The sequence below is a fragment of the Actinoallomurus purpureus genome (assembly GCF_024055795.1).
Classification (GTDB): domain Bacteria; phylum Actinomycetota; class Actinomycetes; order Streptosporangiales; family Streptosporangiaceae; genus Actinoallomurus; species Actinoallomurus purpureus.
In genome coordinates this window covers 1-25,678 of sequence record NZ_JAMXMY010000015.1, presented here as the reverse complement: position 1 = coordinate 25,678, position 25,678 = coordinate 1, and the positions used below count along the sequence as shown (strand labels likewise).

The 25,678-nt window shown below is 69.8% G+C and carries 24 protein-coding genes and 1 pseudogene; 12 read left to right on the top strand and 13 right to left on the bottom strand.

Annotated features, from left to right (window positions below):
• Nucleotides 1–7 precede the first annotated feature (7 nt).
• Entirely contained in the window at nt 8–976 is a 969-nt protein-coding gene (locus NE236_RS25945) for an acyltransferase domain-containing protein (protein WP_252844754.1), read from the bottom strand.
• Nucleotides 977–1,127: 151 nt separating this feature from the next.
• Here NE236_RS25945 and NE236_RS25940 point away from each other — a divergent pair, with 151 nt between their 5' ends.
• The 5 genes from NE236_RS25940 to NE236_RS25920 all read left to right on the top strand — a co-directional run bounded on the left by NE236_RS25940 (nt 1,128) and on the right by NE236_RS25920 (nt 5,458).
• The gene (locus NE236_RS25940; RefSeq protein WP_252844753.1) at nt 1,128–2,177 is read left to right on the top strand and encodes a ketoacyl-ACP synthase III family protein; all 1,050 of its coding nucleotides are present in this window, start codon (nt 1,128–1,130) and stop codon (nt 2,175–2,177) included.
• A 115-nt stretch (nt 2,178–2,292) separates the two neighbouring features.
• Nucleotides 2,293–3,159, top strand: coding sequence for a class I SAM-dependent methyltransferase (locus NE236_RS25935; RefSeq protein WP_252844752.1), 867 nt, complete (start codon nt 2,293–2,295; stop codon nt 3,157–3,159).
• Nucleotides 3,156–4,307: a cobalamin-independent methionine synthase II family protein gene (locus NE236_RS25930; RefSeq protein WP_252844751.1), complete on the top strand. Its 1,152-nt coding sequence runs from the start codon at nt 3,156–3,158 to the stop codon at nt 4,305–4,307. The genes NE236_RS25935 and NE236_RS25930 overlap by 4 nt, the downstream gene beginning before the upstream one ends.
• A 57-nt stretch (nt 4,308–4,364) precedes the next feature.
• Entirely contained in the window at nt 4,365–4,778 is a 414-nt protein-coding gene (locus NE236_RS25925; RefSeq protein WP_252844750.1) for an ester cyclase, read from the top strand.
• Nucleotides 4,779–4,990: 212 nt separating this feature from the next.
• Nucleotides 4,991–5,458, top strand: coding sequence for a MarR family winged helix-turn-helix transcriptional regulator (locus tag NE236_RS25920; protein WP_252844749.1), 468 nt, complete (start codon nt 4,991–4,993; stop codon nt 5,456–5,458).
• Nucleotides 5,459–5,468: 10 nt separating this feature from the next.
• Here NE236_RS25920 and NE236_RS44655 read toward each other — a convergent pair whose 3' ends face one another.
• Nucleotides 5,469–6,656 (bottom strand): nucleotide disphospho-sugar-binding domain-containing protein, encoded by a 1,188-nt coding sequence (locus NE236_RS44655; RefSeq protein ID WP_252844748.1) that lies wholly within the window; start codon nt 6,654–6,656, stop codon nt 5,469–5,471.
• Between the two features lie 241 nt (nt 6,657–6,897).
• Between NE236_RS44655 and NE236_RS25910 the strand changes: the two genes are divergently transcribed.
• The 4 genes from NE236_RS25910 (at nt 6,898) to NE236_RS25895 (ending at nt 10,387) form a co-directional block, all read left to right on the top strand.
• Entirely contained in the window at nt 6,898–7,923 is a 1,026-nt protein-coding gene (locus NE236_RS25910) for an ATP-binding cassette domain-containing protein (RefSeq protein WP_252844747.1), read from the top strand.
• A complete protein-coding gene (locus NE236_RS25905; RefSeq protein ID WP_252844746.1) occupies nt 7,920–8,696 on the top strand; it encodes an ABC transporter permease in 777 nt (258 codons plus the stop codon). Before NE236_RS25910 ends, NE236_RS25905 begins: the two co-directional genes overlap by 4 nt.
• 164 nt (nt 8,697–8,860) lie before the next feature.
• Entirely contained in the window at nt 8,861–10,108 is a 1,248-nt protein-coding gene (locus NE236_RS25900; protein WP_252844745.1) for a class I SAM-dependent methyltransferase, read from the top strand.
• 63 nt (nt 10,109–10,171) lie between these two features.
• On the top strand, nt 10,172–10,387 hold the full coding sequence (locus NE236_RS25895; RefSeq protein ID WP_252844744.1) for a transposase: 216 nt from the start codon (nt 10,172–10,174) through the stop codon (nt 10,385–10,387).
• 89 nt (nt 10,388–10,476) lie between these two features.
• On the opposite strand, the pseudogene NE236_RS45220 reads toward NE236_RS25895, so the two are convergent.
• A pseudogene (locus NE236_RS45220) lies at nt 10,477–10,695 on the bottom strand (MFS transporter); the annotation flags it as partial.
• Between the two features lie 244 nt (nt 10,696–10,939).
• The gene (locus NE236_RS25890; protein WP_252844743.1) at nt 10,940–11,518 is read right to left on the bottom strand and encodes a dihydrofolate reductase family protein; all 579 of its coding nucleotides are present in this window, start codon (nt 11,516–11,518) and stop codon (nt 10,940–10,942) included.
• A 151-nt stretch (nt 11,519–11,669) separates the two neighbouring features.
• Here NE236_RS25890 and NE236_RS25885 point away from each other — a divergent pair, with 151 nt between their 5' ends.
• A complete protein-coding gene (locus tag NE236_RS25885) occupies nt 11,670–12,698 on the top strand; it encodes a sigma-70 family RNA polymerase sigma factor (protein ID WP_252844742.1) in 1,029 nt (342 codons plus the stop codon).
• A gap of 85 nt (nt 12,699–12,783) precedes the next feature.
• On the opposite strand, the gene NE236_RS25880 is transcribed toward NE236_RS25885, so the two are convergent.
• The 9 genes from NE236_RS25880 to NE236_RS25835 form a co-directional block, all read right to left on the bottom strand.
• Nucleotides 12,784–13,074, bottom strand: a complete 291-nt coding sequence (locus NE236_RS25880) for an antibiotic biosynthesis monooxygenase family protein (RefSeq protein ID WP_252844741.1) — start codon at nt 13,072–13,074, stop codon at nt 12,784–12,786.
• Nucleotides 13,071–14,120, bottom strand: a complete 1,050-nt coding sequence (locus NE236_RS25875; protein ID WP_252844740.1) for an NAD-dependent epimerase/dehydratase family protein — start codon at nt 14,118–14,120, stop codon at nt 13,071–13,073. Before NE236_RS25875 ends, NE236_RS25880 begins: the two co-directional genes overlap by 4 nt.
• Nucleotides 14,121–14,122: 2 nt before the next feature.
• Nucleotides 14,123–15,481 (bottom strand): acetyl-CoA carboxylase biotin carboxylase subunit, encoded by a 1,359-nt coding sequence (locus NE236_RS25870; RefSeq protein WP_252844739.1) that lies wholly within the window; start codon nt 15,479–15,481, stop codon nt 14,123–14,125.
• A gap of 11 nt (nt 15,482–15,492) precedes the next feature.
• A complete protein-coding gene (locus NE236_RS25865; protein WP_252844738.1) occupies nt 15,493–16,002 on the bottom strand; it encodes an acetyl-CoA carboxylase biotin carboxyl carrier protein in 510 nt (169 codons plus the stop codon).
• A 9-nt stretch (nt 16,003–16,011) separates the two neighbouring features.
• The gene (accA, locus tag NE236_RS25860; protein WP_252844737.1) at nt 16,012–17,853 is read right to left on the bottom strand and encodes a carboxyltransferase subunit alpha; all 1,842 of its coding nucleotides are present in this window, start codon (nt 17,851–17,853) and stop codon (nt 16,012–16,014) included.
• 8 nt (nt 17,854–17,861) lie between these two features.
• Nucleotides 17,862–19,757 (bottom strand): dTDP-glucose 4,6-dehydratase, encoded by a 1,896-nt coding sequence (rfbB, locus tag NE236_RS44650; RefSeq protein WP_308209158.1) that lies wholly within the window; start codon nt 19,755–19,757, stop codon nt 17,862–17,864.
• A complete protein-coding gene (locus tag NE236_RS25845) occupies nt 19,754–20,812 on the bottom strand; it encodes a glucose-1-phosphate thymidylyltransferase (protein ID WP_252844736.1) in 1,059 nt (352 codons plus the stop codon). The genes rfbB and NE236_RS25845 overlap by 4 nt, the downstream gene beginning before the upstream one ends.
• A gap of 89 nt (nt 20,813–20,901) precedes the next feature.
• Nucleotides 20,902–22,287 carry an NDP-hexose 2,3-dehydratase family protein gene (locus NE236_RS25840; protein ID WP_252844735.1) on the bottom strand — a complete coding sequence of 462 codons (1,386 nt, stop codon included), beginning with the start codon at nt 22,285–22,287 and terminating at the stop codon, nt 20,902–20,904.
• On the bottom strand, nt 22,269–23,486 hold the full coding sequence (locus NE236_RS25835) for a nucleotide disphospho-sugar-binding domain-containing protein (protein WP_252844734.1): 1,218 nt from the start codon (nt 23,484–23,486) through the stop codon (nt 22,269–22,271). Before NE236_RS25835 ends, NE236_RS25840 begins: the two co-directional genes overlap by 19 nt.
• A gap of 198 nt (nt 23,487–23,684) precedes the next feature.
• Here NE236_RS25835 and NE236_RS25830 point away from each other — a divergent pair, with 198 nt between their 5' ends.
• Both NE236_RS25830 and NE236_RS25825 read left to right on the top strand, forming a co-directional pair.
• A complete protein-coding gene (locus NE236_RS25830) occupies nt 23,685–24,422 on the top strand; it encodes a class I SAM-dependent methyltransferase (RefSeq protein ID WP_252844733.1) in 738 nt (245 codons plus the stop codon).
• Nucleotides 24,423–24,673: 251 nt separating this feature from the next.
• Nucleotides 24,674–25,162 carry a hypothetical protein gene (locus tag NE236_RS25825; RefSeq protein ID WP_252844732.1) on the top strand — a complete coding sequence of 163 codons (489 nt, stop codon included), beginning with the start codon at nt 24,674–24,676 and terminating at the stop codon, nt 25,160–25,162.
• Nucleotides 25,163–25,678 lie beyond the last annotated feature (516 nt).

The following is a 25,678-nucleotide window of genomic DNA, read 5'->3' as shown; positions in this document are numbered from 1 at the left end:
ACCGGCGTCACCCCGCCGCGCCGATCTGCGCGGCCGCCCGCCGTACCGCCTCGCGATCCGCCTGCGGCGGGCCGGGACGCGCCGGCAGCAGGGGCACCACACGGCTCTGGCCCGACCTGACCGCCGGGTGCCGGCGGGCGATGGCGCTCAGCCCCTGTCCCGGCCCGGCCTCCACCAGGATGAGTTCTTCGTGCTCGTCGAGCATCAGCCCCAGCGCCTCCCAGAACCACACGGTGACGGCCGGCTGCCGGGCCCAGAAGAGCGGGTCCACGGCGAGGTGCGGTGGAAGAACGGCTCCCAGCTGAGACGAGTAGACGCGCCGGCGTGGGCGGGAGAGGCCGACCGACCGCCAGGCGTCGACCGAGCGGGCCGCGGCGGCGTCCACCACCGGGCTGTGAAATCCCTGACGGGCGCGCACCGCCTTGCAGGTGAACCGTTTCTCCCGCAGCGTGCGCTCGACCTCCGCGAGTTCCCGGCGCGGGCCCGCCACGAGGATCTGCCGCGGCGCGTTGACCGCGGCCACCGCGACCTGGCCGATCAGGTGCGGTTCGACGTCCGCGGCGGACGCCGCGACCGCCAGCATCCCGCCCACCGGAGTGTTCGCGAACTGCTCGACGCGGTCGCGCATCAGCCGCATCCCGTCGGGGAAACCGAAGACCCCCGCCAAGGTCGCCGCCGCCATCTCGCCGACACTGTGGCCCAGCAGCGCGACAGGCTCGGCACCCCAGCTCAGCATGAGACTGCCGAGCGCGTAGTCGATGGCGTACAGCAGCGGCTGCGCGTGGGTGACATCGTCGAACGGTTCGGTTGGCCCGTCGGAGAGCCACGCGGCACGGAGGCCGTCGCCGGCCCTTCCGAGCGACTCGAATGCCCGATCCATGATCGCGGTAAAAGGCTCGTAGTGCTCGTAAAGGCCCGCCGCCATCCGGGGGTACTGCGCACCCTGTCCCGGGAAGAGCAGAGCAACCTTCGGCATCGTCGTTCCTTCGTTCGTCCGAATTGAAGGCCCTACGGGGCACGATTCAAGCCTTTTCTGCTCGACCCGGCCTTGAGTGACCCTCGAATGGGCGCGCTGAAACTTCTACGGTGGGGCGACGTGCCCGGGTGGCGCGAGGGAAGGAAAAGTGATGCCGGAGAGCCTCTATATCGCGGGTACGGGAACATGGCTGCCCGAGCCCATGACCGTTGATGAGGCCGGACGTGCGGGGCTGTGCGAGCGCAGGCGGGTCTGGAACACGGGAACGGTCTCCGTTTGTGTCGCGACGAAGGAGTCGGCCCCGGAAATGGCGGTCATGGCGGCCCGTTCCGCTCTCGACCAGGCCAGGTGTGATCCGCAGGACATCGCTCTCGTGCTGCACGCCGCCACGTACTACCAGGGGCACGACATGTGGGCCCCTGCCTCCTACGTCCAACGCTTCGCGCTGGACAACCGATGCCCGGCGATGGAGGTGCGGCAGCTGTCCAACGGGGGGCTGGCCGCGCTGGAACTGGCGTCCGCCTACCTGCTGGCGGACCGCGAACGCGTCGCCGCCCTGATCACCACGGCCGATCGCTTCTGCCTTCCCGGGTATGACAGGTGGCGCACCGACCCGAGCACGATCTGCGGAGACGGCGGGACCGCCGTCGTGCTGTCGGCGACCGGCGGGTACGCCGTGGTCCGCGGCCTGGCGACCGTCTCCGACCCGGCCCTGGAGACGATCGGCCGAGGCGACGACCCGTTCGGTGACGCGCCCCTCAGCGCGCGGGCACCGATCAACCTGAGCACGCACGCCGCCGGAGTCGCCGGTGAGATCGGGCTGGAGACGCTGCTGCGGCGCATCGAGTCCGGACAACGCCAGGCGTTCGAACGGGCCGCGGCGGATGCCGGAGTCGCGTTCTCGAGAATCGACTGGTTCGTGCTGCCGAACATGGGGCGCACCCGCATGAAGACGCATTTCTTCGAACCATTTGGAATAGATCCCGACCGCACCACTTGGGCGTGGGGAAGCCGCACCGGTCACCTGGGCGCCGGGGACCAGTTCGCCGGCCTGGACCATCTCGTGGCGACCGGAAAGCTGCTTCCCGGGCAGACCTGCATGCTGGCCGGCGTGGGATCCGGATTCACCTGGTCCGCCGCGGTGATCGAGATGACCGGGCGACCCGACCGCGCGCCCCGGCGACCGGATCGGCCGTTCTGAAACGCGGAAGCGGACCACGGCCGCACAGGACGCCAAGAGCCCGATCGTGCAGCGGAACTCTAGCCGGATTATAGGGAACTCTCTTAGGTTCGGTGGCAGACCTTGAGGAAGGGTTATGGATACCAGGGAATACAAGGGAAAAGTGGTGGAGACATTCCACCGCGCCGCGCCCAGTTATGACCGTGGCGGTGTGGAGTTCTTCTCCCCGATGGGGCGCCGGCTCGTCGAATTGGCCGCTCCCCGGGCGACCGAGCGGGTGCTCGACGTCGGCTGCGGCCGGGGCGCCTGCCTCTTCCCGGCGGCCGAGGTCGTGGGGAGCTCCGGAAAGGCCGTCGGCATCGACATCGCTCCGGGGATGGTGGAGCACGTTCGCCGGGAGGCCCTGGAACGCGGACTCGGGCAGGTCGAGGTCAGGCTGATGGACGCGGAGCGTCCCGAGTTCGAAGAGGCATCATTCGACGTGGTGACGGGAAGTTTCAGCATCATCTTCCTGCCGGAGGCGGCCTCGGTTCTGCCGCGTTACGCCCGGCTCCTCATCCCAGGCGGAAGGCTGGCTTTCACCAGCCCGATATTCACCGAGGACACCTTTCCGTTCCTGCCCCCGATGTTCACCGAGATAATCACCGACGATTTCCTCTCCGAAATCCCCGACGAATGGCGGCCGAGAGCCGTCGCCAGGCGGGTCAGCGGTTGGTTGCAGGATGAGTCCGACATCGTCGGAACGCTCAGGGGGGCGGGATTCCGCGAGGTCCGCATCCTCGACGAGGTGGTCCCCATGGACGTCTCGTCGGGCCGTGACTGGGTGGCCTGGTCGCACACCCAGGGTATGCGCCTGCTCTGGCAATGGCTGTCGCCCGATCCCACGCGACGGCTGGAGGAGAGGATCGTCGCCGCGCTCGAGGCCGAGCGGGACGCCGAGGGACGTATCCGAATCGAGACGCCCGTCCGGTACGTGCTGGCCGAGCGGGAGGGACGGCGATGAAGGTGAGCCGAGGCCGGTTCCTGGCCACCCACGTAGGAAGCCTGCCTCGTCCGAACCCGTCGGCGGATGGGGAGAACGCCGCGGAAGGGACCGGAGCGGGTTCCGAGGCCCACCCGCGTGACCTGACGACGACGGTGACCACGATCGTCCAGGCCCAGATCGACGCGGGCCTGGACGTCGTCAACGACGGTGAGATGGCCAAGCCCAGCTATGTGGGCTACGTGACCCAGCGTCTCACCGGCTTCGGAGGTCCGCCGCAACGGCGCACCCGACGCGCCGTCGAAGAGTTTCCCGAATACGCCCGCCGTCAGTTCGGCGATCCCGAGTTGGCGAGGACGCTGGCGCAGCCCTCGTGCGACGGTCCGGTGTCCTACGCGGGGCGCGAGTCCCTCGACCGCGACCTGGCCGGCCTGAAGGCGGCGACGGCCGATCGCGAGGTCGCCGACGTGTTCATGACCGCGGCCTCGCCCGGCGTGATCGAGATGTTCATGCCCAACCGGTACTACCCGTCCGAGTCGGAGTACCTGGCGGCCCTGGCGGACGCGATGAAGGAGGAGTACGACACCATCGTGGCGGCCGGATTCCTCCTGCAGCTCGACTGCCCGGACCTGGCCGCCGGATGGGAACAGTCTGAGCGGGGCACGACGCTGGAGCAGTTCCGGCACAAGGTCGCCCGGCGCGTCGAGCTGATCGACCACGCCACGCGGGACATCCCCCCGGACCGGATGCGCATGCACGTGTGCTGGGGCAACTACGAGGGGCCGCACCACCACGACCTCCCCCTCATCGAGATCATCGACCTCGTACTGCGGGCCCGGCCCGCGGGACTGTGCGTCGAGGCCGCCAACCCGCGGCACGAGCACGAATGGGAGATCTTCACCGAGGTCGATCTGCCCGACGACAAAGTGCTCGTGCCCGGCGTGGTGGACACGACCACCAACTACATCGAGCACCCGGAGCTGGTCGCGCAGCGGATCCGGCGGTACGCCGACGTGGTGGGACCCGAACGGGTCATCGCCGGGACCGACTGCGGCTTCGCCTCCTTCGCCGCGGTGCCGTTGGTCGACCCCAAGATCGCGTGGGCCAAGCTCGGAGTCGTCTCCGAAGGGGCGAAGCTCGCGAGTCACCACTACTGGACCGGCGGCTGAGGCCGGACCGGTCATCGGCTCGCCGAACCAACGACACGACAGGAAAGGGAGATCCCGATGAGCGACGGCCTCACCTCCGTGCGCCGCATGTTCGAGGGCTACAAGACGGGCAAGATCGACGACGCCCAGGAGTACATCCACCCCGGCTACTTCAACCCCGACGCGCTGGAGCGGACCGACTCCCGCGGACCCGAGCACTTCGCCAACTGCGTCGCCTGGCTGCACAACGCCTTCTCCGAACTGCACTTCGAGGAGCTGGAGGTCATCGAGAACGGACCTGTGCTCTTCGTCCGGGTCGTGATGAGCGGCAGGCACACCGGAGACCTCGTGGGCTGGCCCGCGACCGGCCGCGCCTTCTACGCCGAGCAGCTCCACCTGTGCAAGATCGTGGACGGGAAGGTCGAGTACCACCGGGACTGGCGGGACGATCTGGGGGTCCTGCGGCAGCTCGGGCTTCCGAAGGCGGCCTGAGGCCCCGGCCGCAGATCGCGATCCGGCCGGTGGAGCGCCGGAGAACGGACACGGCCACCGCATGATCATCGTTCGTGATGACGAGCGGAGATCGTGCGGTGGCCGCCGTACGGCGGCACCGCGTGAATGGAGCGACCACGCCGGCGTAACGAAGGCGTTCGCCGTGAACCAGCGGAACCGGTCCCGCCGTTCCAAGTTGCTAACCTCTGCCTGTGCGCGAAGAGAGCATTTCTCCCGAGTCGCTGATTTCCCGTGCGCTGTGGGAGGCGCAGCACGCGGTGGAGCAGGCGCTCGACACGCATCTCTCGTCGCTCGGCCTGTCGATGACGCTGTTCGGGGCGTTGACGTTCATCGCCCTGGAGCCGGGGCTGTCCGCCGCCGACCTCGCCAGGCGCGCCCGCGTCAAACCGCAGAGCTCGGCGCATGCCGTGAACCGGCTCGAACAGCTCGACATGCTCTACCGCTCACCGCATCCGGTGCACGGCCGGGTCATGCAGTTGTTCCCGACCGAGCGCGGTAAGGAGGCGATCGCCGAGGCCTGGCGGTTGGCGGCCGTGGTCGAGAGCGATCTGATGGCCGGGTTGCCGCCCACCGCGCGTGAGGACCTCCTGGCGAGCCTCCTGCGCATTCGGCAGAGTGCCAAGGAGATCGAGGTCGCCGCCAGGCGCGACGCCCGGTAGGCGACCCGTCTCACCGGTCGACGAAGGCGCGCTCCGACAGCCGTTCGATCCGGGGGACCAGCGCCTTGGGGGTGGGCTCCCGTCTCATCTCGTCCCTGAGGGCACGGGCGCGTTCACCGAAGGCGGGATCTTCCAGGACGGCGACCACCGCGTCCGTGACGCTCTCGGGTGAGATCTCGGCGCGGGGGATTCGGATCGCCGCGCCGGACTCGGCCACCCGTTCGGCATTGTCGAACTGGTCTCCCATGTGCGGCAGGATCACTTGGGGCAGGCCGCCGGCCAGCGAGGTCAGCGTCGTCCCCGCGCCGCCTTGGTGGACCGCCAGGTCGCAGTTGGGCAGCACGAGCGCGAGGGGCTGCCAGGACACCGCCAGGACGTCGCCGCCCGGCGGGTCCAGCTCGCGCGCCAGGTCGTCGGAGATCGCGATCACCAGTTCCACGTTCAGGGCGGCGAGCGCGCGCTGGAGGCGGAGCAGCAGCTCGGCGCCGTGGACCCGGGGCACGGTCGTGCCGAGCGTCAGGCAGAGCCGGGGGCGGGGCCCGCGTTGCAGCAGCCGCCCTGACACCGTGCGCGCGCCGTTGTAGGGCATGTAGCGCACCCGGTCGGTGGCGGTGGAGGCGGGCAGCTGCAGGCTGGACGGCCAGACGTCGAGCTCCATGGTCGGCGCCGGCAGTGCGTCGAGGCCGAGGCGGGCGAGATCGTCGGCGAGCTGGTCGGCGGCGAAGCGGTCGGCCTCGGGCGTGATCGCCAGCCCCCATCCGTGCCGGACGACGGGGATTCCGCGCGAGGCGGCCACCATGAGACCGGCGTACTCGCTGGTCTCGCTGATGACCAGGTCGGGCCGCCAGCCGTCCACGATCGCCTCGGTCCCCGCGAGAGTGAACGCCCCGAGCCTGCCGAAGCCGCGCCCCACGTGTTCCGACCCCGGCCCCTGGTGGCGGATCGGGGGCCGTCTTTTGCCCGGCGACATCATCTCCCCCATGCGGACGGGGCCGCTGCTGGCGATGGCGGGCAGCCCGGTCGTGAGCACCTCGCCGACGAAGGACTCGGGCGTGGCGACCAGGACGTCATGGCCCGCCGTCCGCAGGGCCCACGCCAGCGGCACCATCGGGAACAGATGTCCGGCGCCGGGCGAGGTGGTGATCAGGATGCGCTGTGCGGATCCGACGGTCGGGGAGTCCTGGCCGGTCGCGTTCACGGTTCTCCAATCGGGTGGGCTGACGCTCGGAGTCTGCGCCGTCGCACTCAAGGCCAACTCGAACCGGCATATAACAGACGCTCTGGCATGTTGACAGGCTTCTTATAAGTTGACAGAGTTCTTACAAGGTGCCAGCATCTCTGTCACTATCCGTGGGCCCCGTGGGCCCCGACGGAACCGAACGCGAAAGAGGACCCGACATGATCTTTCTCTCCCTTCGGCCGCCATGCGGAGCGCGGTCGTGAGCACCGAGAGGGTGCGTCTCGGCACGGCGACGGTGCGCGACCGGGCCCGGGGCGCGGCCATCGCCGCCGGAGGCCTGATGAAGGTCTACAAAGGCGGAGTCAAGGCGCTGGACGGGCTCGGCTTCACCGTGGCCCCCGGCACGATCTTCGCGCTGCTCGGCCCGAACGGCGCGGGGAAGTCGACCACCGTGAAGATCCTCACCACTCTCAGCAGGCCGACAGAGGGCGACGCCTTCGTCGCGGGGTTCGACGTGATCCGCGAGGCCGACGAGATCCGGCGGGTCATCGGCGTCGTCGCGCAGCGATCCGGTGTGGACGGCGCCTCCACGGCCGTCGAGAACCTGCAGCTGCAGGGCCGGATCTACGGCCTCGGCGCGAAGACGACGCGACTGCGCACGACCGAACTGCTCGAACGCTTCCGGTTGACGGAGGCCGCCGGCAGGGCCGCCAGGACCTACTCCGGCGGGATGCGCCGCAAATTAGACATCGCGATGGGGCTCATCCACCGCCCCCGCATCCTGTTCCTCGACGAGCCGACCACCGGGCTCGACCCTGAGGCCCGTGCCGACATGTGGCAGGAGATCCAGGCCCTGTCGGAACAGGAGGAGCTGACGGTGCTCCTGACCACGCACTACCTGGAAGAGGCCGACCGGCTCGCCGATCGGCTGGCGCTCCTCGACCGCGGCAGGCTGGTCGTGGAGGGCACTCCCGAGGAGCTGAAGGCCGGGCTCCTGGGCGACAGTGTCCAGATCGAGCTCGGCACGAGTGAACTGCCCGCTCTGCTCTCGGCCGAACTGGAGCAGCTCGAGGCCGTGCGGGCGTTCTCGGTCGAGGAGACGCAGCTCAGAGCGCAGGTCGACCACGGTGCCACCGCACTGCCCGTGATACTCGCCGTGCTGGACGGGTACCGCGTGCCCGTGATCTCGGCGACGATCTCCCGTCCCTCCCTGGACGACGTCTACCTGCAGTACGTCGGCCATTCCTACGACCACTCGGGCACCACCGTCGGGGGGCCGCGATGACGACCGCACTCGCCCACACCTGGTACGTCACGCAGCGGTACTCGCGCACCGCCATCCGCCAGCCGATCTGGGTGCTCAGCGCGCTCCTGCAGCCGATCATCTGGCTGGTGCTCTTCGGCGCGCTGTTCAAACGGATCGTGGAGATCCCCGGATTCGGCGGCGGGTCCTACATCGGCTTCCTGACCCCCGCCATCGTGGTGATGACGGCCATGTTCTCGGCGGGCCTGTGCGGCATGACCGTGCTGGCCGATCTGGACACCGGCGTCATCGACAGGATGCTCGTCTCGCCCGTCCGACGCGGCGCGATCCTCGGCGGGCTGCTGGTCGAACAGGCCGCGGTGGTCTTCGTGCAGTGCGGGATCATCCTGGTCCTCGGCCTGGTGCTCGGCGCCCGGTACTCGGGAGGTCCGCTCGGCGCGCTCGTACTGCTCGTCGCGGCCACCGCCCTCGGAGTCGGCATCGCCGGGCTCTCCAACGCCGTCGCGCTCACCACGCGCCGGCGGGAATCGGTCATCGGCGTCGTCCAACTCCTCCTGATGCCGCTGACGTACCTGTCGTCGGCCTTCATGAAGCTGGAGCTCGTCCCGGGTTGGATCCGGGACATCGCACGCGTCAACCCGGTCAACTGGGCGGTGTCGGGCGGGCGGGAGGCCCTGGCGGGCAACCCCCAATGGGGGCACGTGTTCCTGAACGTCGGACTCACCGTGGCCTTCGCCGTGGTGACCACCCTGCTCGGCACGGCCGCCTTCGGCGCCTACCGCAGATCGGTGTAGCGCACCGGCCCGATGCGGCCCGGGTCGGCCTGCCGCCCCGGCCGCATCGGGCCGGCTCGTGCCTGCATCCGGAATCGATCTCTTCTCAAGGCCGGAGCGACAGGCTCTCGACCAAAGCGCGTTGCGGGAACAGCCGGCCTCGCGCCCGCGCCGAGGGAGAACAGATGATCATTGATGCCTGTCGCGTCTGCGGCAACCGCGAGTTGCTGCCGCTGCTGGACCTGGGGCCGCAAGCGCTCACGGGAGTCTTTCCCCGGACACCGGACGAGAGCGTTCCCGAGGTGCCCCTGGAACTGGTGAAGTGCTCGCCCTCGGGGTGCGGCCTCGTCCAGCTCCGCCACACGGCCGACCTCGCTCTGATGTACAACGAGGGCTACGGCTACCGCTCGGGCATCCGGCCGTTCATGGTCGATCACCTGGCCGCGAAGGTGGACGCGATCACGCGGAGGGTGGCCCCCGGCCCCGGCGACCTCGTGCTCGATATCGGCAGCAACGACGGTACGCTGCTGGGCGCCTACGACAGCGGACCCACACGGGTCGGGGTCGATCCCGTCGGCGCCCGTTTCCTCGACCGCTATCCGGCGGACGCCGAGCTGATCCCCGACTTCTTCTCCGAAGAGGCGTTCACCGCTCGGTTCGGGGACCGGCGGGCGACCGCGGTCACATCGATCGCGATGTTCTACGACCTGCCCGAGCCGATGACCTTCATGCGCGACGTCCGTGACGTCCTCGCCGACGACGGCGTCTGGATGCTGGAGCAGAGTTACCTGCCTGCCGCGCTGGACAGTACGGCCTACGACGTCGTCTGCCATGAGCACCTGGAGTACTACACGCTGCGGCAGATCGAGTGGATGGCCGAGCGGGCCGGCCTCACCGTCATCGAGGCCGAGCTCGGTCCGGTCTATGGAGGAAGCCTGTGCGTGATCCTGGCTCGCACCGGTTCCCGGCATCGACCGGACGAGGCGAGCCTGGCCCGGATCCGGGCGTCGGAGTCGGCGGCGGGCCTGGACACGCCGGCGCCGTACGAGGCCTTCGCCAAACGGGCCTACGAGCGGCGCGACCGGCTTCGTGACTTCCTCGACGCCTCGAAGAAGGCGGGAATGCTCTCGCTGGGATACGGCGCCTCCACAAAGGGGAACGTCATCCTGCAGTTCTGCGGCATCGGCGCCGACGACCTGCCGTGCATCGGCGAGGTGAATCAGGACAAAGCGGGTTGTTTCACGCCGGGGACGATGATCCCCATTGTGTCGGAGTCGGAGGCAAAGGACATGAACCCCGACCAGATGCTCGTCCTTCCATGGATCCACCGGCAGGGTTTCCTGGAACGCGAGCGCGACTACCTGGCGGGCGGCGGCCGGATGGTCTTTCCCCTGCCCGAGATCGACGTCGTCGGAGACCGAGCGCAGGCCTGATCGCCAGGGTGAACGCCTTCGACGGAGGATGATCTGCCGCCGGACTTCGAGGACAACCGCGATGTGCACTACGACGCGATCCGCCAGCCGCAGGACCGCCTCACTGACGCCGACCGGCGGGCCCTGTCCCCGTTGTTCTGGACGCATGTGAACCCCTACGGCCGGTTCGAGCTGGACATGAACTCCCACCTCGACCTCGTCGCCGCCGTGGTGGCGGCCACGGTGCCCGTTCCCTGGACCGCGCCTGAGGCGGCGGACCGTACGGACGGGAGCCGGTGAACAACGCGCAGGTCACAGGCTCGGACGGAGGCGTTTTGGCCGTAGCGTCGCGGTGTATGTGACGAACAGCCAGTGAGGCTCGGTGTCAGCGCACAACCGGCGGAGGCGATCCCGAACAGGGCCAGTCCACCCACCAGGACTCGCCTGCGGCCGTATCGTTCGCCCAGGGCCGCGCCGGCCATGAGCAGCACGGCAAAGGGCAGAGTGTAAGCGTTCACGGTCCATTCCAGATCGGCAATGGAGGCATGCAGAGCCAGCGCGATCGCGTGTAGGGCAGTGGTGACGACCAGCCCATCCAGCAATATCATCAGCGATGCCGTCGATGTCAGCGCGAGCACCCAGCGCTGCCTTTTTTGTCATCGTCATTGGCGATGCCCTCTCGAAGTGGCGGTGATGTCGGTGTGCGTTCAGGCCGCCCATGGGCAGACTGTGCGAACCGGGCGGGCCTGTCGTCGGGGCAAGCGCCTCCGCCCTGCGGGCGTGGTGAGGCGCGCAGGGCGGAGGGCGGTGACCCCAAGGAGGCGCTCGCCGGCCGAGCCGACGCAGCGGTAGCTAGGCGTCCCGGACGGATTGGTAGGTGAGGAGGACGAGGCCGTCACCGACGGTGCGGGTGCCAAGCAGGCGCATGGGTTTCTGGTCGCTGGTCTCGCCGAAGAGGCGCTCGCCGGCCCCGACCACGACCGGGTAGACGATCAGCCGCAACTCGTCGACGAGGTCGTGCTCCATGAGTGTGGGCACGAGCCGGCCGCTTGCATAGACGACGATGTCCCCGTTCACCTTTTGCTTCAGCTTCGAGGCATCGTTCACCACCTCGCCCTTCAGGACCGTTGAGTTGTTCCAGTCGAGATCTTCGAGGGTCGAGGACACGACGTACTTGGGCAGGCTTCTCAACCTGTCCGCCCACTCGCCACTCCGGGAAACCCATCCCCGCGCAACGAAGTACTCGTAGCTCCGTCGACCCAGTAGCAGCGCCTCGGCGCCCAGCGCCTCGTCGGTCAGGACCTTGGCCCACGCTTCACGGTCCGCCGTGGCTGGGTCGAACCAGCCGCCGAACCTGAAGCCCTCCTCACCGGTCGGGTCCTGGATGACTCCATCGAGCGAGACGGTCTCGCTGATGACGATCTTTCCCATGCCGGTTCTCCCTTGTTGGCGTTGTCGGCTACCACTGATCGAGACGCCGCGACGTCGGGAAAGGGGGCGCTCATCAACCGCCCCGTTCGCCCCTCGGCCGGCGTCCATACAGGATGGAAGCGCGACAAGGTGCACAAGAGAGGTGGCGAGAGTGGAGTTGGTGAGAGCCGACCTGATCAGCAGGGCGCGGGCTGGGGACGGTGAGGCGTTCCGAGCGCTGACCGAGCCGCACCGCCGCGAGCTACAGGTGCACTGCTACCGGATGCTCGGATCGTTCCAGGACGCCGAGGATGTCCTCCAGGACACCTTGTTGGCCGCCTGGCGGGGTCTCGGAGGGTTCGACGGCCGCGCCTCGATCCGCACCTGGCTCTACCGGATCGCCACCAACCGGTGCCTCGACGCGCTTCGCTCGGCCAGCCGACGCCCGGCCAAGGAGTGGGACATCCCCGGGGTTCAACCGCCCGAGCCGACCCGGCTCGGCGAAGTCGTCTGGCTCGAGCCATATCCCGACGCTCTCCTCGAAGGTGCGATCAATCTGCACCTCGGCCCGGAGGCCCGCTACGAGCAGACCGAATCGATCTCTCTGGCCTTCGTGACCGCGCTTCAGGTCCTGCCGCCCCGCCAGCTCGCCGTGCTCATCTTGCGCGACGTCCTCGGATTCCACGCCAACGAGGTGGCCGACATGCTGGACACGACCGTCGAATCGGTCAAGAGCGCCCTCAAACGGGCGCGCGCCGGCCTGCGGCGCCGACGGTTCACGGTCGCCGACCGTGAACCGCCTCCCGCCGCCGACTCGTCCGCCGAGGATGCGATCGTGGCGAAGTTCGTCCACGCCTGGGAGACGGCCGACATCGACGCGCTGTTGGCCCTTCTGACCGACGACGTCTTCATGTCCATGCCACCGCTGCCCCTCGAATACCAGGGCTGGGACGTCGTGGCCGGCTTCTGCGCCCGCATGTTCGGCTTGGGCCGGAGATTCGACCTCGTACCGACGCGAGCCAACGGCCAGCCGGCGTTCGGCGCCTACCTGCGCGCCCCCACCGGCATCCGCCACGGGACCGGCCTGTTCGTCCTCACCCTCACCGGCGACCGGATCTGCGCCATGACCCGCTTCGAAAACAGCGTGCTCCCATCGTTCGGGCTACCGCGATCGCTCCCTCGCCTCCGGAAGCTGGGGTAAATCTGTACGAATCTGGCAGATCATTACATAGGTTCTTGCCGCAAACGGGGCGGCGCGTCGAGGGCACGGCGCTCGGTAGGGCTCGTCAGGGGCGCCGCTCGGCCACCGTCTCGAAGAACTGCGGATCCGAGGACGCCAGCGCGCGCAGTCGCCCGGCGTGCTCCTGGAACGGCGGTCGCTCGGTGGCCGCGCGCAGCGCACCCTGGTCGGTCCATTCGGCGATGTTCACGTAGAGCCGGGGGTCTCCGGTGGAGCGTACGAGCCGATGGGAGATGAACCCGGGGCATCCCGCGAAGAAGGCCGCGGTCTCGGCGAACGCCCGCTCGAATTCGTCGAGGGGCCCGTGCACGGTGAACCTGTTCACGAAGACGATCACCTGGTGGTCCCTCGCATCGATGCGGTGGCGAACTCCTTGGTTCCCGTCGGGAAGTCGATGGCGGCCCGCCAGCCCAGCCCACGCGCGGCCTTCGCCGGTGAGGCGAAGACGTGCCGCACGTCACCGACCCGGTACTCGCCCGTCACGGTGGGCGGAGGTCCGCCGACGGCCCGGCTGAGCGCCAGCGCGAGGTCGTAGATGCTGTGCGGCGCGCCGGATGCGACGTTGAAGGGGTGGAAGCCCGGCTCGGTCCAGTCGAGGGCGGCGACGTTGGCCGCCGCCACGTCCCGCACGTGGACGAAGTCCCTTCGCGGCAGGCCGTCCTCGTACACGCGTGGTGACAGGCCCTTTCCGACGGCGGTCCGGAAGGCCGCCGCCACACCGGAGTACGGGCTGTCGAAGGGCATGCCCGGCCCGTAGACGCTGTGGTAGCGGAGCGCCACGGCGACGCCGGCGGTCTCCCGGACCCACGCGGACACCAACAGCTCCTGCGCCAGCTTGGTGACGGCGTAGACGTTCCTCGGCGGATCCGGGAGGTCGTCCTCCTCGACCGCCGAGGCGACCACCTCGGAGCCGCACTGAGGGCAGCGCGGCTCGAAGCGACCCGCCTCCAGATCGGCGGTTTCCCTGCGGGGCGGCCTGACCCGGCCGTGCTCGCGGCAGGAGTAGCGGCAGTCGCCGTAGAGCACGACCGAGCTGGCCAGCACCAGCCTGCCCAGCCCTGCCCTGGTCATGGCCGCCAGCAGCACCCCAGTGCCGAGGTCGTTGCTGTACGCGAAGCGAGGGGCGTCCAGGATCTCCTGCCCGCGGCCGACCATCGCGGCCTGGTGACAGACCAGGTCCATGCCCCGCAACGCGCTCGTCACCGCCGTCTCGTCCACGATGTCCGCCTGACGGAATTCCACGGCCGCCCCCGGCGGCCCGGCTCTGTCGGCGGTGTCCGGGGCCCGCCGGTCCAGGACGCGAATCTCGTGTCCGGCCTCCAGCAGGGCCGCGACGACGGCCCCGCCGATGAATCCGGATCCTCCGGTCACCAGGATGCGCATGCTCACTCCGATCTTCGGTGTGCTCTGTCGTCCACGAACGCGGTGGTGTGGGCGGCGTGCCGGTAGCAGGGATCGGTGAGGACCTCGGCGAGGAAGTCGCGCGTGGTGGAGAGGCCCGCTCCCGCCACCCGCGTCTCGTGCAGCGCGCGCCCCATGCGGTCGATCGCCGTCTCCCTGTCCGGCCCCCAAACGATGATCTTGGCGAGCAGGGGGTCGTAGTCGGCGGTGACGGTCATGCCGGGCTCGGCGTGAGTGTCCACTCTGACGAACGGCCCGCCCGGTGCCTGAAAGTCGGTCAGGGCGCCGGCGGTGGGCAGGAAGCCCCGGACCGGGTCCTCGGTGTTGATGCGGCACTCGATAGCGACCCCTCGGGGCGCGGAACGCAGGATGGACTCGGGCAGCGGCCGTCCCGAGGCGATGGCCAGCTGCTCGCGGACGATGTCGATGCCGGTCACCATCTCGGTGATCGGGTGCTCCACCTGGATCCGGCAGTTCACTTCCATGAAGTAGAAGGCGCCGTCCTCGTCGACGAGGAACTCGTAGGTCGCCGCGCCCTCGTAACCGACCGCGAGCGCGGCCCGCAGCGCCGCGGCGCCCATCCGCTCGATCAGGTCGGCGGGCAGGCCCGGCGGCGGGGTCTCCTCCAGGAGTTTCTGCCGCCGCCGCTGTATCGAGCAGTCTCTCGCGCCCAGGTGGACGCCGGTGCCGTACGCGTCCACGAGCACCTGGACCTCGATGTGCCGGGCGGCGGGAAGAAACCGTTCCACGTAGAGGCGAGGATCGCCGAAGAGGTTCCGCGCGGTCGCCCTGGTCTCCTCGAAGACCCGGGAGAAGTCCTCGGGCCGGTCGACGACCGCCATGCCGCGTCCGCCGCCACCGGCCGCGGCCTTCACGATGACCGGATGACCGATGTCGTCGGCGGTCCGCCTGGCCCGTTCGACGTCCTCGACGGCGGTTCCGCCGCCGGGCAGCACCGGAAGCCCCGCCTTCGACGCGATCTCCCGGGCCCGTGCCTTGTCGCCGAGGTCGGCCAGGACCGGCGCCGGAGGTCCGACGAAGATGAGCCCGTGGTCCACGCAGATCTCGGCGAAGTCCGGGTCCTCCGACAGGAAGCCGTAGCCGGGATGAACGGCCTCGACGCCGGTGTGCTGAGCCGCCGCCAGGATGGCCGCGGGATTCAGGTAGCTGCGCCTGGCGGGGGCGGGGCCGATGTGCACCCGTTCGTCGGCCAGTCGCGTGTGCGCCGCGTCGCGGTCGGCGGTGGAATGGACGGCGACGGTGCGGATGCCCATCTCCCGGCACGTCCTGATGATCCGTACTGCGATCTCCCCCCGGTTGGCGACCAGGACGGAGGAGATCATCGGCGGGACGGTCATTCGCCCACCGGCTCCATGACGGCGAGGACCTGGTCGTACTCCACCGGCGCCCCGTCGGGTACGGGCAGTTCGATGATCCGCCCGGCCCGCTCGGCGTTGAGGGCGCTCATCAACTTCATCGTCTCCAGGATGCCGACCTGTGCGTTCGCCTGGACGATGTCGCCGACCTCGACGAACGGAGGTGCTTCGGGTTCGCGGGCACGGTAGAAGGTGCCGACCGCGGGAGCCCGGACGGTCAGCAGGCCGGAGACCTCACCGAGCGGGTCCGGCGCGTCCACCGGCTCTGCCACGGGCGGGACCACGTCCTGGAGCGGGTCCCACTCGATCTCGACGCTGACCGCGCCGGAGGCGACCCGAAGCCGTCTCAGGGCCGGCATTCCGGGACCGTTGAGCCCTTCGACGTGGTGCCGCACGGCGCCCAGCAGCCGTTCCAGGGGGTCCGCCTCCTCAGAGGAGCCCGGAACGTCAGCGGAGTCCGGCACCTGGAACGCGGCCGGTACGGTCATCGCCGATCCCTACCTTTCCTCGTGAGCCGTTAGTGCCGTTCGCGGCTCGGGACGCAGGCCGAAGCTTCGGAACCTGGCGCGCCTGGAGGCGACCAGTTCACACGGTCCGATACGGCGGAGTTGGCGCAGCGCGGTCGCCAGCGCGGCCGCGACCGCGCCGGCCGCCTCGGCCGGCGACCGGTGCGCGCCGCCGCCGGGCTCGCGGATCACACCGTCCACCACCCTCAGGCGCAGCAGGTCCCCGGCCCGTAGACGCAGCACCGCGGCCGCCCGTGCCGCCGCGCCCGCGTCACGCCACAGGATCGACGCGCACCCCTCCGGGCTGATCACGGAGTAGAAGCCGTGCTCCATCGTGTAGACCCGGTCCGCGACACCGAGGGCCAGTGCTCCGCCGCTGCCGCCCTCGCCGGTCACCACGCTGACGATCGGCACTCTCAGCTCGCACATCAGCCGGAGAACGGCGGCGATCACCGCCGCCTGGCCGCCCGCCTCGGCCTCCGGGCCCGGATGCGCGCCCGGAGTGTCGATGAGCGTGACCACGGGGATGCCGAGTTTGGCCGCCAGGCGCATCAGCCGCGCCGCTTTGCGATAGCCGGCGGGCGCGGGCATGCCGAACCGCCGCGCCGACAACTCCCCGGCGTCGTGGCCCTTCTGATGGCCGACCAGGGCCACGGGCAGTCCTGCGAGCAGGCCGACGCCCGCCACGACCGCGGGGCAGTCCTCGGCGACCCGGTCCCCGTGGAGTTCGACGAAGCCGGTCAGCATCATGGCGGCGTAGTCGAGCGTGGTCGGGCGGTCCAGCCTCCGCGCCAGCCGAACGGTCTCCCACGGGTCCTTGTCCGCGAGGTCATCCGCGTTCCGTACGATCCGGCCGCCGGACGAAGGTGCGGGCGGCTCGCGGTCCCCCAACGGCCCGTGGTCCACCGGCGGCCCGGCGCCGGCGGACGACTCGCGGTCCGCCCGCGCCCCGACGTTCGCGGGCGGGCCGGGTTCCACGGGCGGCTCGACGTCCGCCTGTGGCTCACCTTCCGCGCGCCGGGTGAACGCGGTGTGCCAGACCGTCAGGAGCCGCTCCAGGAAGCCCGGCAGCCGGTGCCGCGGCTGGATGTCGTCCAGCAGCCCCCGGGCCAGCAGTGACTCGGCCGTCTGGAAGTCCTCGCCGATCTTCTGACCGACCGTCTGCTCGATGACCCGCGGACCCGCGAAGCCCATGCGCGCGCCGGGCTCGGCCACGATGACGTCCGCCTGCGCGGCGAAGGACGCGGCCACGCCGCCGTAGGTGGGGTCGCTGACGACCGTGATCGTCAGGAGCCCGGCCTCGTCCAGGGCGGCCAACGCCTGCGTGGTCTTGGCCATCTGCATCAACGCCAGTGGCCCCTCCTGCATGCGCGCCCCGCCGGACGCGGTGACCAGGACGAGCGCTGCGCCGTCGCGCAGCGCGGTCTCGGCCGCCTGGACGATCGTCTCCCCCGCGGCGATCCCCAGGCTGCCTCCGAGGAAGCCGAAATCCATCGCCGCCACCACGACGGGGATGCCGCCGATCGTCCCGGAAGCGCCGAGAACGGCCTCGTCCAGGCCCGTCCGTGCGCGGGCCTCCGCCAGGCGCTCGGTGAACGGCCTGGTGTCGTGGAAGGCCAGCGGGTCGTCGACGGTGCCGGGCGGGTCCAGGTACTTCGCGCTGCCGGGATCGATCAGGCTCTCGATCCGCCGCCTGGCGTCGAGCCTGCCGTGCCACCCGCACATCGGGCACACGGCCAGGTTGCGCGCGTAGGCCTTGGCGTAGATCGGCTCGCCGCAGCCATGACAGCGCAGCCAGGCCCCGTTCGCCCGGACGTTCGCCCGAGTGGTCACCGCGCCGCTCATCCGAGCCCCCTGCCCGCGCCGGAGGCGAGCTCCGCCAGCATCTCGCGCCAGGTGAAAGCGATCCCCGCGGCCAGTGAGGTGCGCGGTCGCCAGCCCAGTTCGGCTGCGAGCCGGACGTCGAGCGTGACGTCCCGCCGGTCGAAGGCACGGGGGGGCCGGGCCTCGACGGCGGGGCGCTCGCCGACCACCGAACAGACGACGCGGAGCAGCTCGTTGAGTGACACTCCCTCTCCCGAGCCGATGTTCACGACGGGCTCGGACGTCTCTCCCCGGCGTATGGAGGCCAGCACGTCGACCACGTCGTCCACGTACACGTAGTCCCGGAGGACGTCCGTGTCGCCGTAGACCCGCAGAGGGCGGCGGTCGGCGATCGACTCCAGCCAGTGGGCGATGACCCCCTGGCCCGTGCCGGTCCGCTGGCCCGGCCCGTAGACATTGCCGAGCCGCAGCACCAGGCCGGGAACGGCCGGAGCCCGCTCGAGCAGCGCCTTCTCCAGCGCCAGCTTGGCCTTGCCGTAGGCCGAGCGCGGACGGGTGGGCGTCCGCTCGTCGTAGGGCGGCGGGCGGGACGGATCGTAGACCGCGCCGCCGGAGCCGGTCAGCACGACCAGCGGTGGCCTTCGCAGATCCGCCAGAGCGTCCAGCAGCCCTTCGAAGGCGTCCTGGTCCGCGGCGACCAGATCGGGACGGTCCTCGGCGATGGCGGGGTTCACGCTCGTCGCGAGGTAGTAGACGATCTCGGCGTCGCGCACCTCGGAGTGCGGGCCCCCCGCGGAGACCAGGGGTGTGCCGCGGACGATCGCACCGGCCTCCCGGCCCTCGCCCTGGAGCCGGTCGAGCAGTCTGGAGCCGATGAACCCCGAAGCGCCGACGACCGCCGGCCGCCTGCCCGTACGGGGAGCGGCGCGCCGCGGACGGGACTCGGACGGCGACCTGGTCCGGTCCCACCATGCGCGGTTGTCCCGGTACCACCGCACCACGTCGGTCAGACCCTCGTCGAAGCCGACGCGCGGCTCGAAGCCCAGTTCCCGGCGGGCCTTGCCGAAGTCGACCGCGTACCTGCGGTCGTGCGCCTGCCGGTCGGCGACCGGCCGTACCCTGTCCCAGCCCGCACCGCACAACTCCAGCAGACGTCCGGTCAGCTCGCGGTTGGTGAGCTCGGTCCCCCCGCCCAGGTTGTAGATCTCGCCGGGCCTGCCCTTCTCCAGCGCGAGGTGGACGCCTCGGCAGTGGTCGGTGACGTGCAGCCACTCCCTGCGGTGCAGCCCGTCCCCGTACAGCGGCACGTCGCGGCCCGACAGCAGGTTGGTGATGAAGAGCGGGATCACCTTCTCCGGATGCTGGTACGGGCCGTAGTTGTTCGAGCAGCGGGTGATCACCACGGGGACGCCATGGCTGCGGTGGTAGGCGCGCGCGAACAGGTCGGCGGCCGCCTTGGACGCGGCGTACGGGGAGTTGGGGAGCAGCGGCTGCTCCTCGTCCCAGTTCCCCTCCGCGATGCTGCCGTAGACCTCATCCGTCGAAACATGGAGGATCTTCGGCACACCCGTCCGAAGGCAGCATTCGAGCAGGTTCTGCGTGCCCAGCACATTGCTCAACACGAACGGGCGCGCGCCCCGCAGTGAACGGTCGACGTGGCTCTCCGCCGCGAAATGCACCACGGCGTCGCATCCCCGCAACAGGCTCAGGAGCGGTTCGGGGTCGCCGACGTCCGCCTCGACGAGCGTGAGCCGAGGATGGTCCAGCGGCAGGTTGGTCAGGGCGGCGGCGTAGCTGAGGCGATCCACGACGACGACCTCGGCCTCCTCCCACCCGTCGAACCGCCCGCCGAGGATCTCGCGCACGTAGTTGGAGCCGATGAAGCCCGCCCCTCCGGTCACGAGAACTCTCATGCGCCGATCACCACCCGGCTGTCGTCACCGACCACGAGGCGGTGTGCGCCGGGCTCCGACGTCAGCCAAGCGTCCCTGCCGACCAGCGAGTGCCGCAGGTGGCCCACGCCGCTGAGCCGCGCGCCGTCCAGCAGCACCGAGTCGGCCACCGTGCTGTCCTCCACGAGGCAGCCCGTGCCGATCGTGGTGTGCGGGCCGACGGTGCTCCCGCGCACCGTGGACCCCGCTCCGACGATCAGCGGGCCGATCAGGCTCGAGCCGACGACCTCGGCCTCCTTCCCGACGACGACGGGTCCGCTGACGCTGCTCCGCCGGTCCACCGTGCCGGCGATGCACGGCTCGAGCGCGCCGATGACCGCGCGGTTGCAGTCGAGGAGGTCGGCGACCTTGCCCGTGTCCTTCCAGTAGCCGTCGTAGCGGTGGGAGTGGACCCGCAGGTCCCGGTCGACCATCCACTGCAGGGCGTCGGTGATCTCCAGTTCGCCGCGGACGCTCGGGGGGATCGCGCGCACCGCGCGGTGAACGGCGGGCGAGAAGACGTAGGCCCCCGCCACCGCGAGGTCGCTGACCGAGTCCCGCGACTTCTCGACCAGCCGCCGCACCCGGCCGTTCGCGTCGTTGACCGCCACACCGTACTCGGCCGGGTCTGCGACCTTCTGCACGGTGATCATCGCGTCGGGCCGTACGGCGTCGTAGGCGTCCGTCAACTCCTGGATGCCCGAGAGGAAGACATTGTCGCCGAGGTACATGATGAAGTCGTCGTCGCCCAGGAAGTCCTCGGCGATCAGCACACAGTGGGCGAGGCCGGCGGGCCGGTCCTGGGGGATATAGGTGACCCGGAGGCCGAACGCGGCTCCGTCTCCGACCGCCCGCTGGATCTGCTCGCCGCGCTCGCCCACGACGACCCCGACCTCGCGGACGCCCGTGGCCGCGATGGCCTCCAGCCCGTAGAACAGGACGGGCTTGTTGGCCACGGGTATGAGCTGCTTGGCCAGCGAATGGCTGAAGGGCCGCAGCCTGGTTCCCGTGCCGCCCGAGAGGACCAGGGCCTTCATGGCGAATCCTGGGGGATCGGGATATGCGAACTGGTGACCATGTCACATCTCCTTGTCGGTGGCGGGTTCGCGGGCGCCGGCCGCGCGGCTCACCTCGGTCCACCCGAGGTCAAGGAATGGATACAGGCCAGCAGGCTGCGCGCCTCGATGTTCAGGTAGTGGCTGTGCGCCAGGAGGGCACGGCACTGGCGCACGGACATCCAGCAGTAATCAGCCGACATCTCGGAAGGGAAGTCGTCGTCGCTCTCCACGACCAGGTAGCGGTTGCGCGCATGATAAAAACGCCCCCCTTCCTCTGACAGGACGGCCGAATAGCGAATGCGTTCGGGCGCCGCCGCGAGCACGTAGTCGAGAAAGGGCGGCCTCTCATATTCGGGCAGGTCGCGGTAGTTCAGTTCGGTGCACTGGACCGTGGGCCCCATCTCGACCACGTCGAGGTAGCCGGGCTCGCATCCCGCCCGCATGAGCAGGTGCGGGACTCCTCCGAACCGCTTGACCAGGAACGCGACGATCCCCGGCGCCTGCGGCGCGATGAGCGGCTGGGTCCAGCGGTGCACCTCGCGCCCCGCGGCCTCGACCGCGACCGCGATGACGCTGAAGTACTTGCCGGTCTCGTGGACGATCCGGTCGGGCCGCAGCCGCCACCCGGAGACCTCGTTGAGCGGGATCCGGCCCGCCTGCAGCTCGCGTCTGGCCTTGGCGTCGGTGAACCAGCTCAGCACCTCGACCATCGAGCGGACCTCGCCCTGGCCCTCCGCCGAACGGGCCAGGGCCTCGCCGAACTCGGTGTCGGGTCCCCGACGCGCGCCGGTGGGACGGCCGAGCGCCGAGAGCACGCTCCTCGCGTCCATGTTCACCAGGTCGTCCACCTGGAGCAGATCCAGGATCCGCTCCAGCGGGAGCCAGCAGAACCCCTCTTGGACCGGAACGTCCTCGTCGATCTCGACGATCATGTTCCGGTTCCGTTTGCGGTAGAACCAGGTGCCCTGCTCGGACTGGAGGACGTCGGCGACGATCCGGCCCGGCGAGGGCCGGACGAAGTACTCCAGGTAGCGGGTGGTCCTGCCGCGGTGCACCCGCGTGTAGTTGCTGCGGGTGGCCTGCACGGTGGGTGACAGCTGCAGGCCGTTGACGTTGCCCGGCTCCATCTTGGTCTGCATCAGGCAGTACGGCTCGCCGTCGATCCTGCGCACCAGGATGCCCAGAATCCCGATCTCCGGCTGCACGATCATCGGCTGCGACCAGCACCGCGCCGGCCGGGAGTCGTCCCGTACGCCGACGCCTTCGACGGAGAAGAACCGGCCGCTGTCGTGGACGAGGTTTCCCGTCCGACGGTCGAAGCCCCAGCCCGTCATCTCCTCGAAGGGAATGCGCCGTACGCCGAACGGGTTCCGCGCCGCCTGGGCGGCGAACCAGTCCTGGAACTCCCGGCGCGACATCCCGCGGGTACCGGCCTTCACCGGCCGGCCGCCCATGCGGCACTCTCCCCGTCCGGCCGTCCGTGCGCCAGCCCTTCCAGCACGGGAACGACCTCGGCCGGGGTCGGCATCCGGAGCGCCTCGTCGCGCAGCTTGGCCGCTGCCTCGCCGAAGGCCGGGTCGTCGAGCAGCCGTACCGCGGCGTCCGCCAGATCCCGCGCGGTCGTTCCGGCATCGCCCGTGAACTCCTCGCCCCACACATGCAGCCCGGCGCCGAGGGCGCTGACGTGGCGGGCGTTGAGGCTCGTGTCCGGCATGAAGGGGACGGTGAGTTGCGGTACCCCCGCGGTCACCGCCGTCATCACCGTGCCGCCGCCCGCGGGGTGGACGACCGCCGCGCACGTCGGCAGCAGCAGGCTCAGCGGCACGGGACCGATGTGCGCGACATTGTCGGGCACATCGGTGAAGCGGCCGAGTTGCGCGGCATTCGCCGCGACCACCACCTCGGCGTCGAGCCCGCCGAGCGCGGCGACGACCTGGGGGGCCATGAACGTGTCGGCAGGACCGACCTCCACCGCCGAGTTCCCCCAGGTGACGCAGACCCTTCGGCGTTTCGGCCGGTCGCGCAGCCACGCGGGCAGCACCGTCGGGCCGTTGTAGGCGATGCAGCGAATGGGCTGACGTGGCAGGCCGTCGACGATCTGCAGGCTCGGCGGGCAGGGATCGAGGGTGAGGTCCCCGACCGCGCCGATCGCGGTCACCCCGTACCGGTCGAACAGCTCGCCGAGGTGATCCCGCTCGATCGTCGGCATGCCGGCCGTGAAGTCGACCGCCCAGATGTGCCGGATCGCGGGGATCCCCAGCGCGCGGGCGACCAGAGGCGCGGCGAAGGCCAGGGGCTCGTACACGACCAGGTCGGGCCGCCACGCGCGGGCGTGGTCGAGCAGGTCGCCCGCCATCGCCTCGGCGCTGTGCACCATGGGGCGCAGCGCCAGGCTGCGCTGTTGCCGGGCGGCGCGTTCGGCGTCGGTCTCCTCCTGCCTGCTCCCGGCCGTCATGTTCTTCCTTATCTGGGCCTGCAGATCGACGTCAGCGCCCACAGGCAGCCCGGGAAGGCCGGCCTCGGTGACCGTTCCCATGAACGAGGGATGGCTGGCCACCAGCACCTCGTGGCCGGCGGAGCGCAGCGCCCACGCCAGCGGCACGAGCGGCTTGAAATGCCCGCTGACCGACCAGGTGACGAACAGAACACGCATCGGCTCAGACCCCTTGTTCCGCCATCGACCTCGGATGCCGGCTGGCACCACCGGAGGAGTCCTCCCAGGTTCTTCGCGGCCAGTTGAGATTTCCTCGAGAACCGCTCCACCCGTCCGGTCCGAGCGGAACTTGAGCGATGCTCGATCCCGGCGAACAAATCTGTTGCCGTTTCAGCCGAACCGCACGAAGGGGGCCCGATGTTGGCCGAGGCCATGGCACGGACCGGGCAGATGCTTCTGCGCGGCATTCCACCGAACGGCAATGCCTATTGGGCGAACCGTTTCTGGGACCGCGACGCCGCCGAGCGGCATCCCGATCTCAACGCCGAGTTCGAACACCAGAAGTCGACCATCAGCGAATATTTCAAGAAATACGCCCAGGATGCGGAGACGGCCGTGGAGTTCGCGTGCGGCACCGGAGAATTCACCCGGCTCACCGCCGAGCTCACCAAGGTTTCGAGCATCACCGCGCTCGACATCTCCGAGCAGGGCCTCGAGCGGACGCGGCAGAAAGTCCGCCACGACGACCTGACCCTGATCAAGGGGGACTTCTGGGCCGACCACGGGCTGGCAAGGTCCGACCTCGTCGTCTGCGTCGACGCGATCCACCACCTCGGCGACGTCAAGGACGTTCTCAAGCGGCTGCGCTCCTTCGTCAAGCCCGGCGGCGTGTTCATCGGTAACGCCCTGATCCTGGACCGGTTCCACGAGTTCGAGCGATGCCGGTACGGCACTGTCGGGCATTTCAACCGGACGGCCCAGTTCCTCGCGACCGCCGTCATGGTCAGGGCGTCGGGTGGACGGCTGAACACCGGCGCATACCGGACGCAGCTGCGCACCAGCAAGGACATCCGGGGACTGCTCGACGACATCTTTCCCGAGGTGCTCGACGTGTCGGTGGACCCCTATTTCATGGCGTTCGCCTGCCGGGTCTGAGCCCGGACGCCGTTCTGCCGTGCCGCCCTCCGCCCGAAGCCCCGGGCGGGGGGCGGCGATGTGGACGGAGTCTCAGCCACGGTTCGCATCCGGCACCCACGGTTCCGTTGAAGGGAAGGGTTGAGCTGGGGGAACGCTGATCGGGGCTGTGCGCGAGGCCGTTCGTCTCTACCGTGGGAGCGGGAGAGGAGTGGGATGGGCTCGCTGTTCGAGGAGTTGGAGGCGCCCGCGAGGCGGCTGCCCGGGTGCGGGTGGAGGAGCTGGAAGCCGAACTCGCTGAGTTGTCCGGGAAGTTGGGTGCTGCTCGAGAGGTGCTGGAGCGTCTGCGGAACACGCGGGAGACGGTCGCCGAAGTGCTTGCCGGGATGGCGCCGGAGGTGGCCGGGGTGCCGGTGGAGCCCGGTGAGATGTCTGCCGTGGTGGGGGTGACGGATGCGTATGCGGAGGCCGAGCGCCAGGTCATCGGGGTGTTGACGGTGCCGAACTGGCAACCCGGGATGACGTCGGAGGTGCTCCCGCAGGTCTACCGGGACATCGTGGAAGTGGTGGCCGATGCCCCGGGGCCGGTCCGCGCCAAGCAGATCGTGCCCAGGATCGGGCTGCCGGCCGAGACCGGGAAGACCGAGGGCACGCGGTCGAAGCTCAAGCGGCTGGTGGAACGCGGCTGGCTGGACGAGGAGGTCCCCGGCTTGTTCACCCCGGCCCGCCGCCGAACCAGGGGTTCGCTCAACACCCGCTGAGAATAGGGCTCTTCCGCCTACATTCGTTCGACTGCCGCCTCACCGCCGGACGAGTGTAGGCCAACCAGACCAGCCATCAACTACTAGACCAAAAAGGTGAATAACCTAAATCATGATAGACCCGTCAAGGGCGTGAGGGTCCTGGCCTGCGGCTGTGTTGGGGCGTACGCCTTCTGCGTGCTGGAGCACGTCCACAGGATGCTGCGGCGCAGGGAGGTGTTCGCGAAGAACTCCTCCAAGCGGTCGGATGTGAGGGCGAAGCTGCTGGCCGACCAGGCGTGGGAGCAGGTACGAGGCTGTTCTCGGTCCCCGCGGAGAACATTTCGGCGAAGCTGTCATGGTCGTTCGCCTGGTCCCGATATGCAGACTGCATCGTCGCGGCCTAGTCCCAATGCCGTTCGGTTAGGAGTCTGACCTTCGGCGCAAGCGTCGGCGTTTCGGCTGGTGATATGGGTGCAGCCCTTGTAGGGGTTCCCGGGTCCGCCAAGACTCGTGTTCCTTCACAAGGGCTGCCGT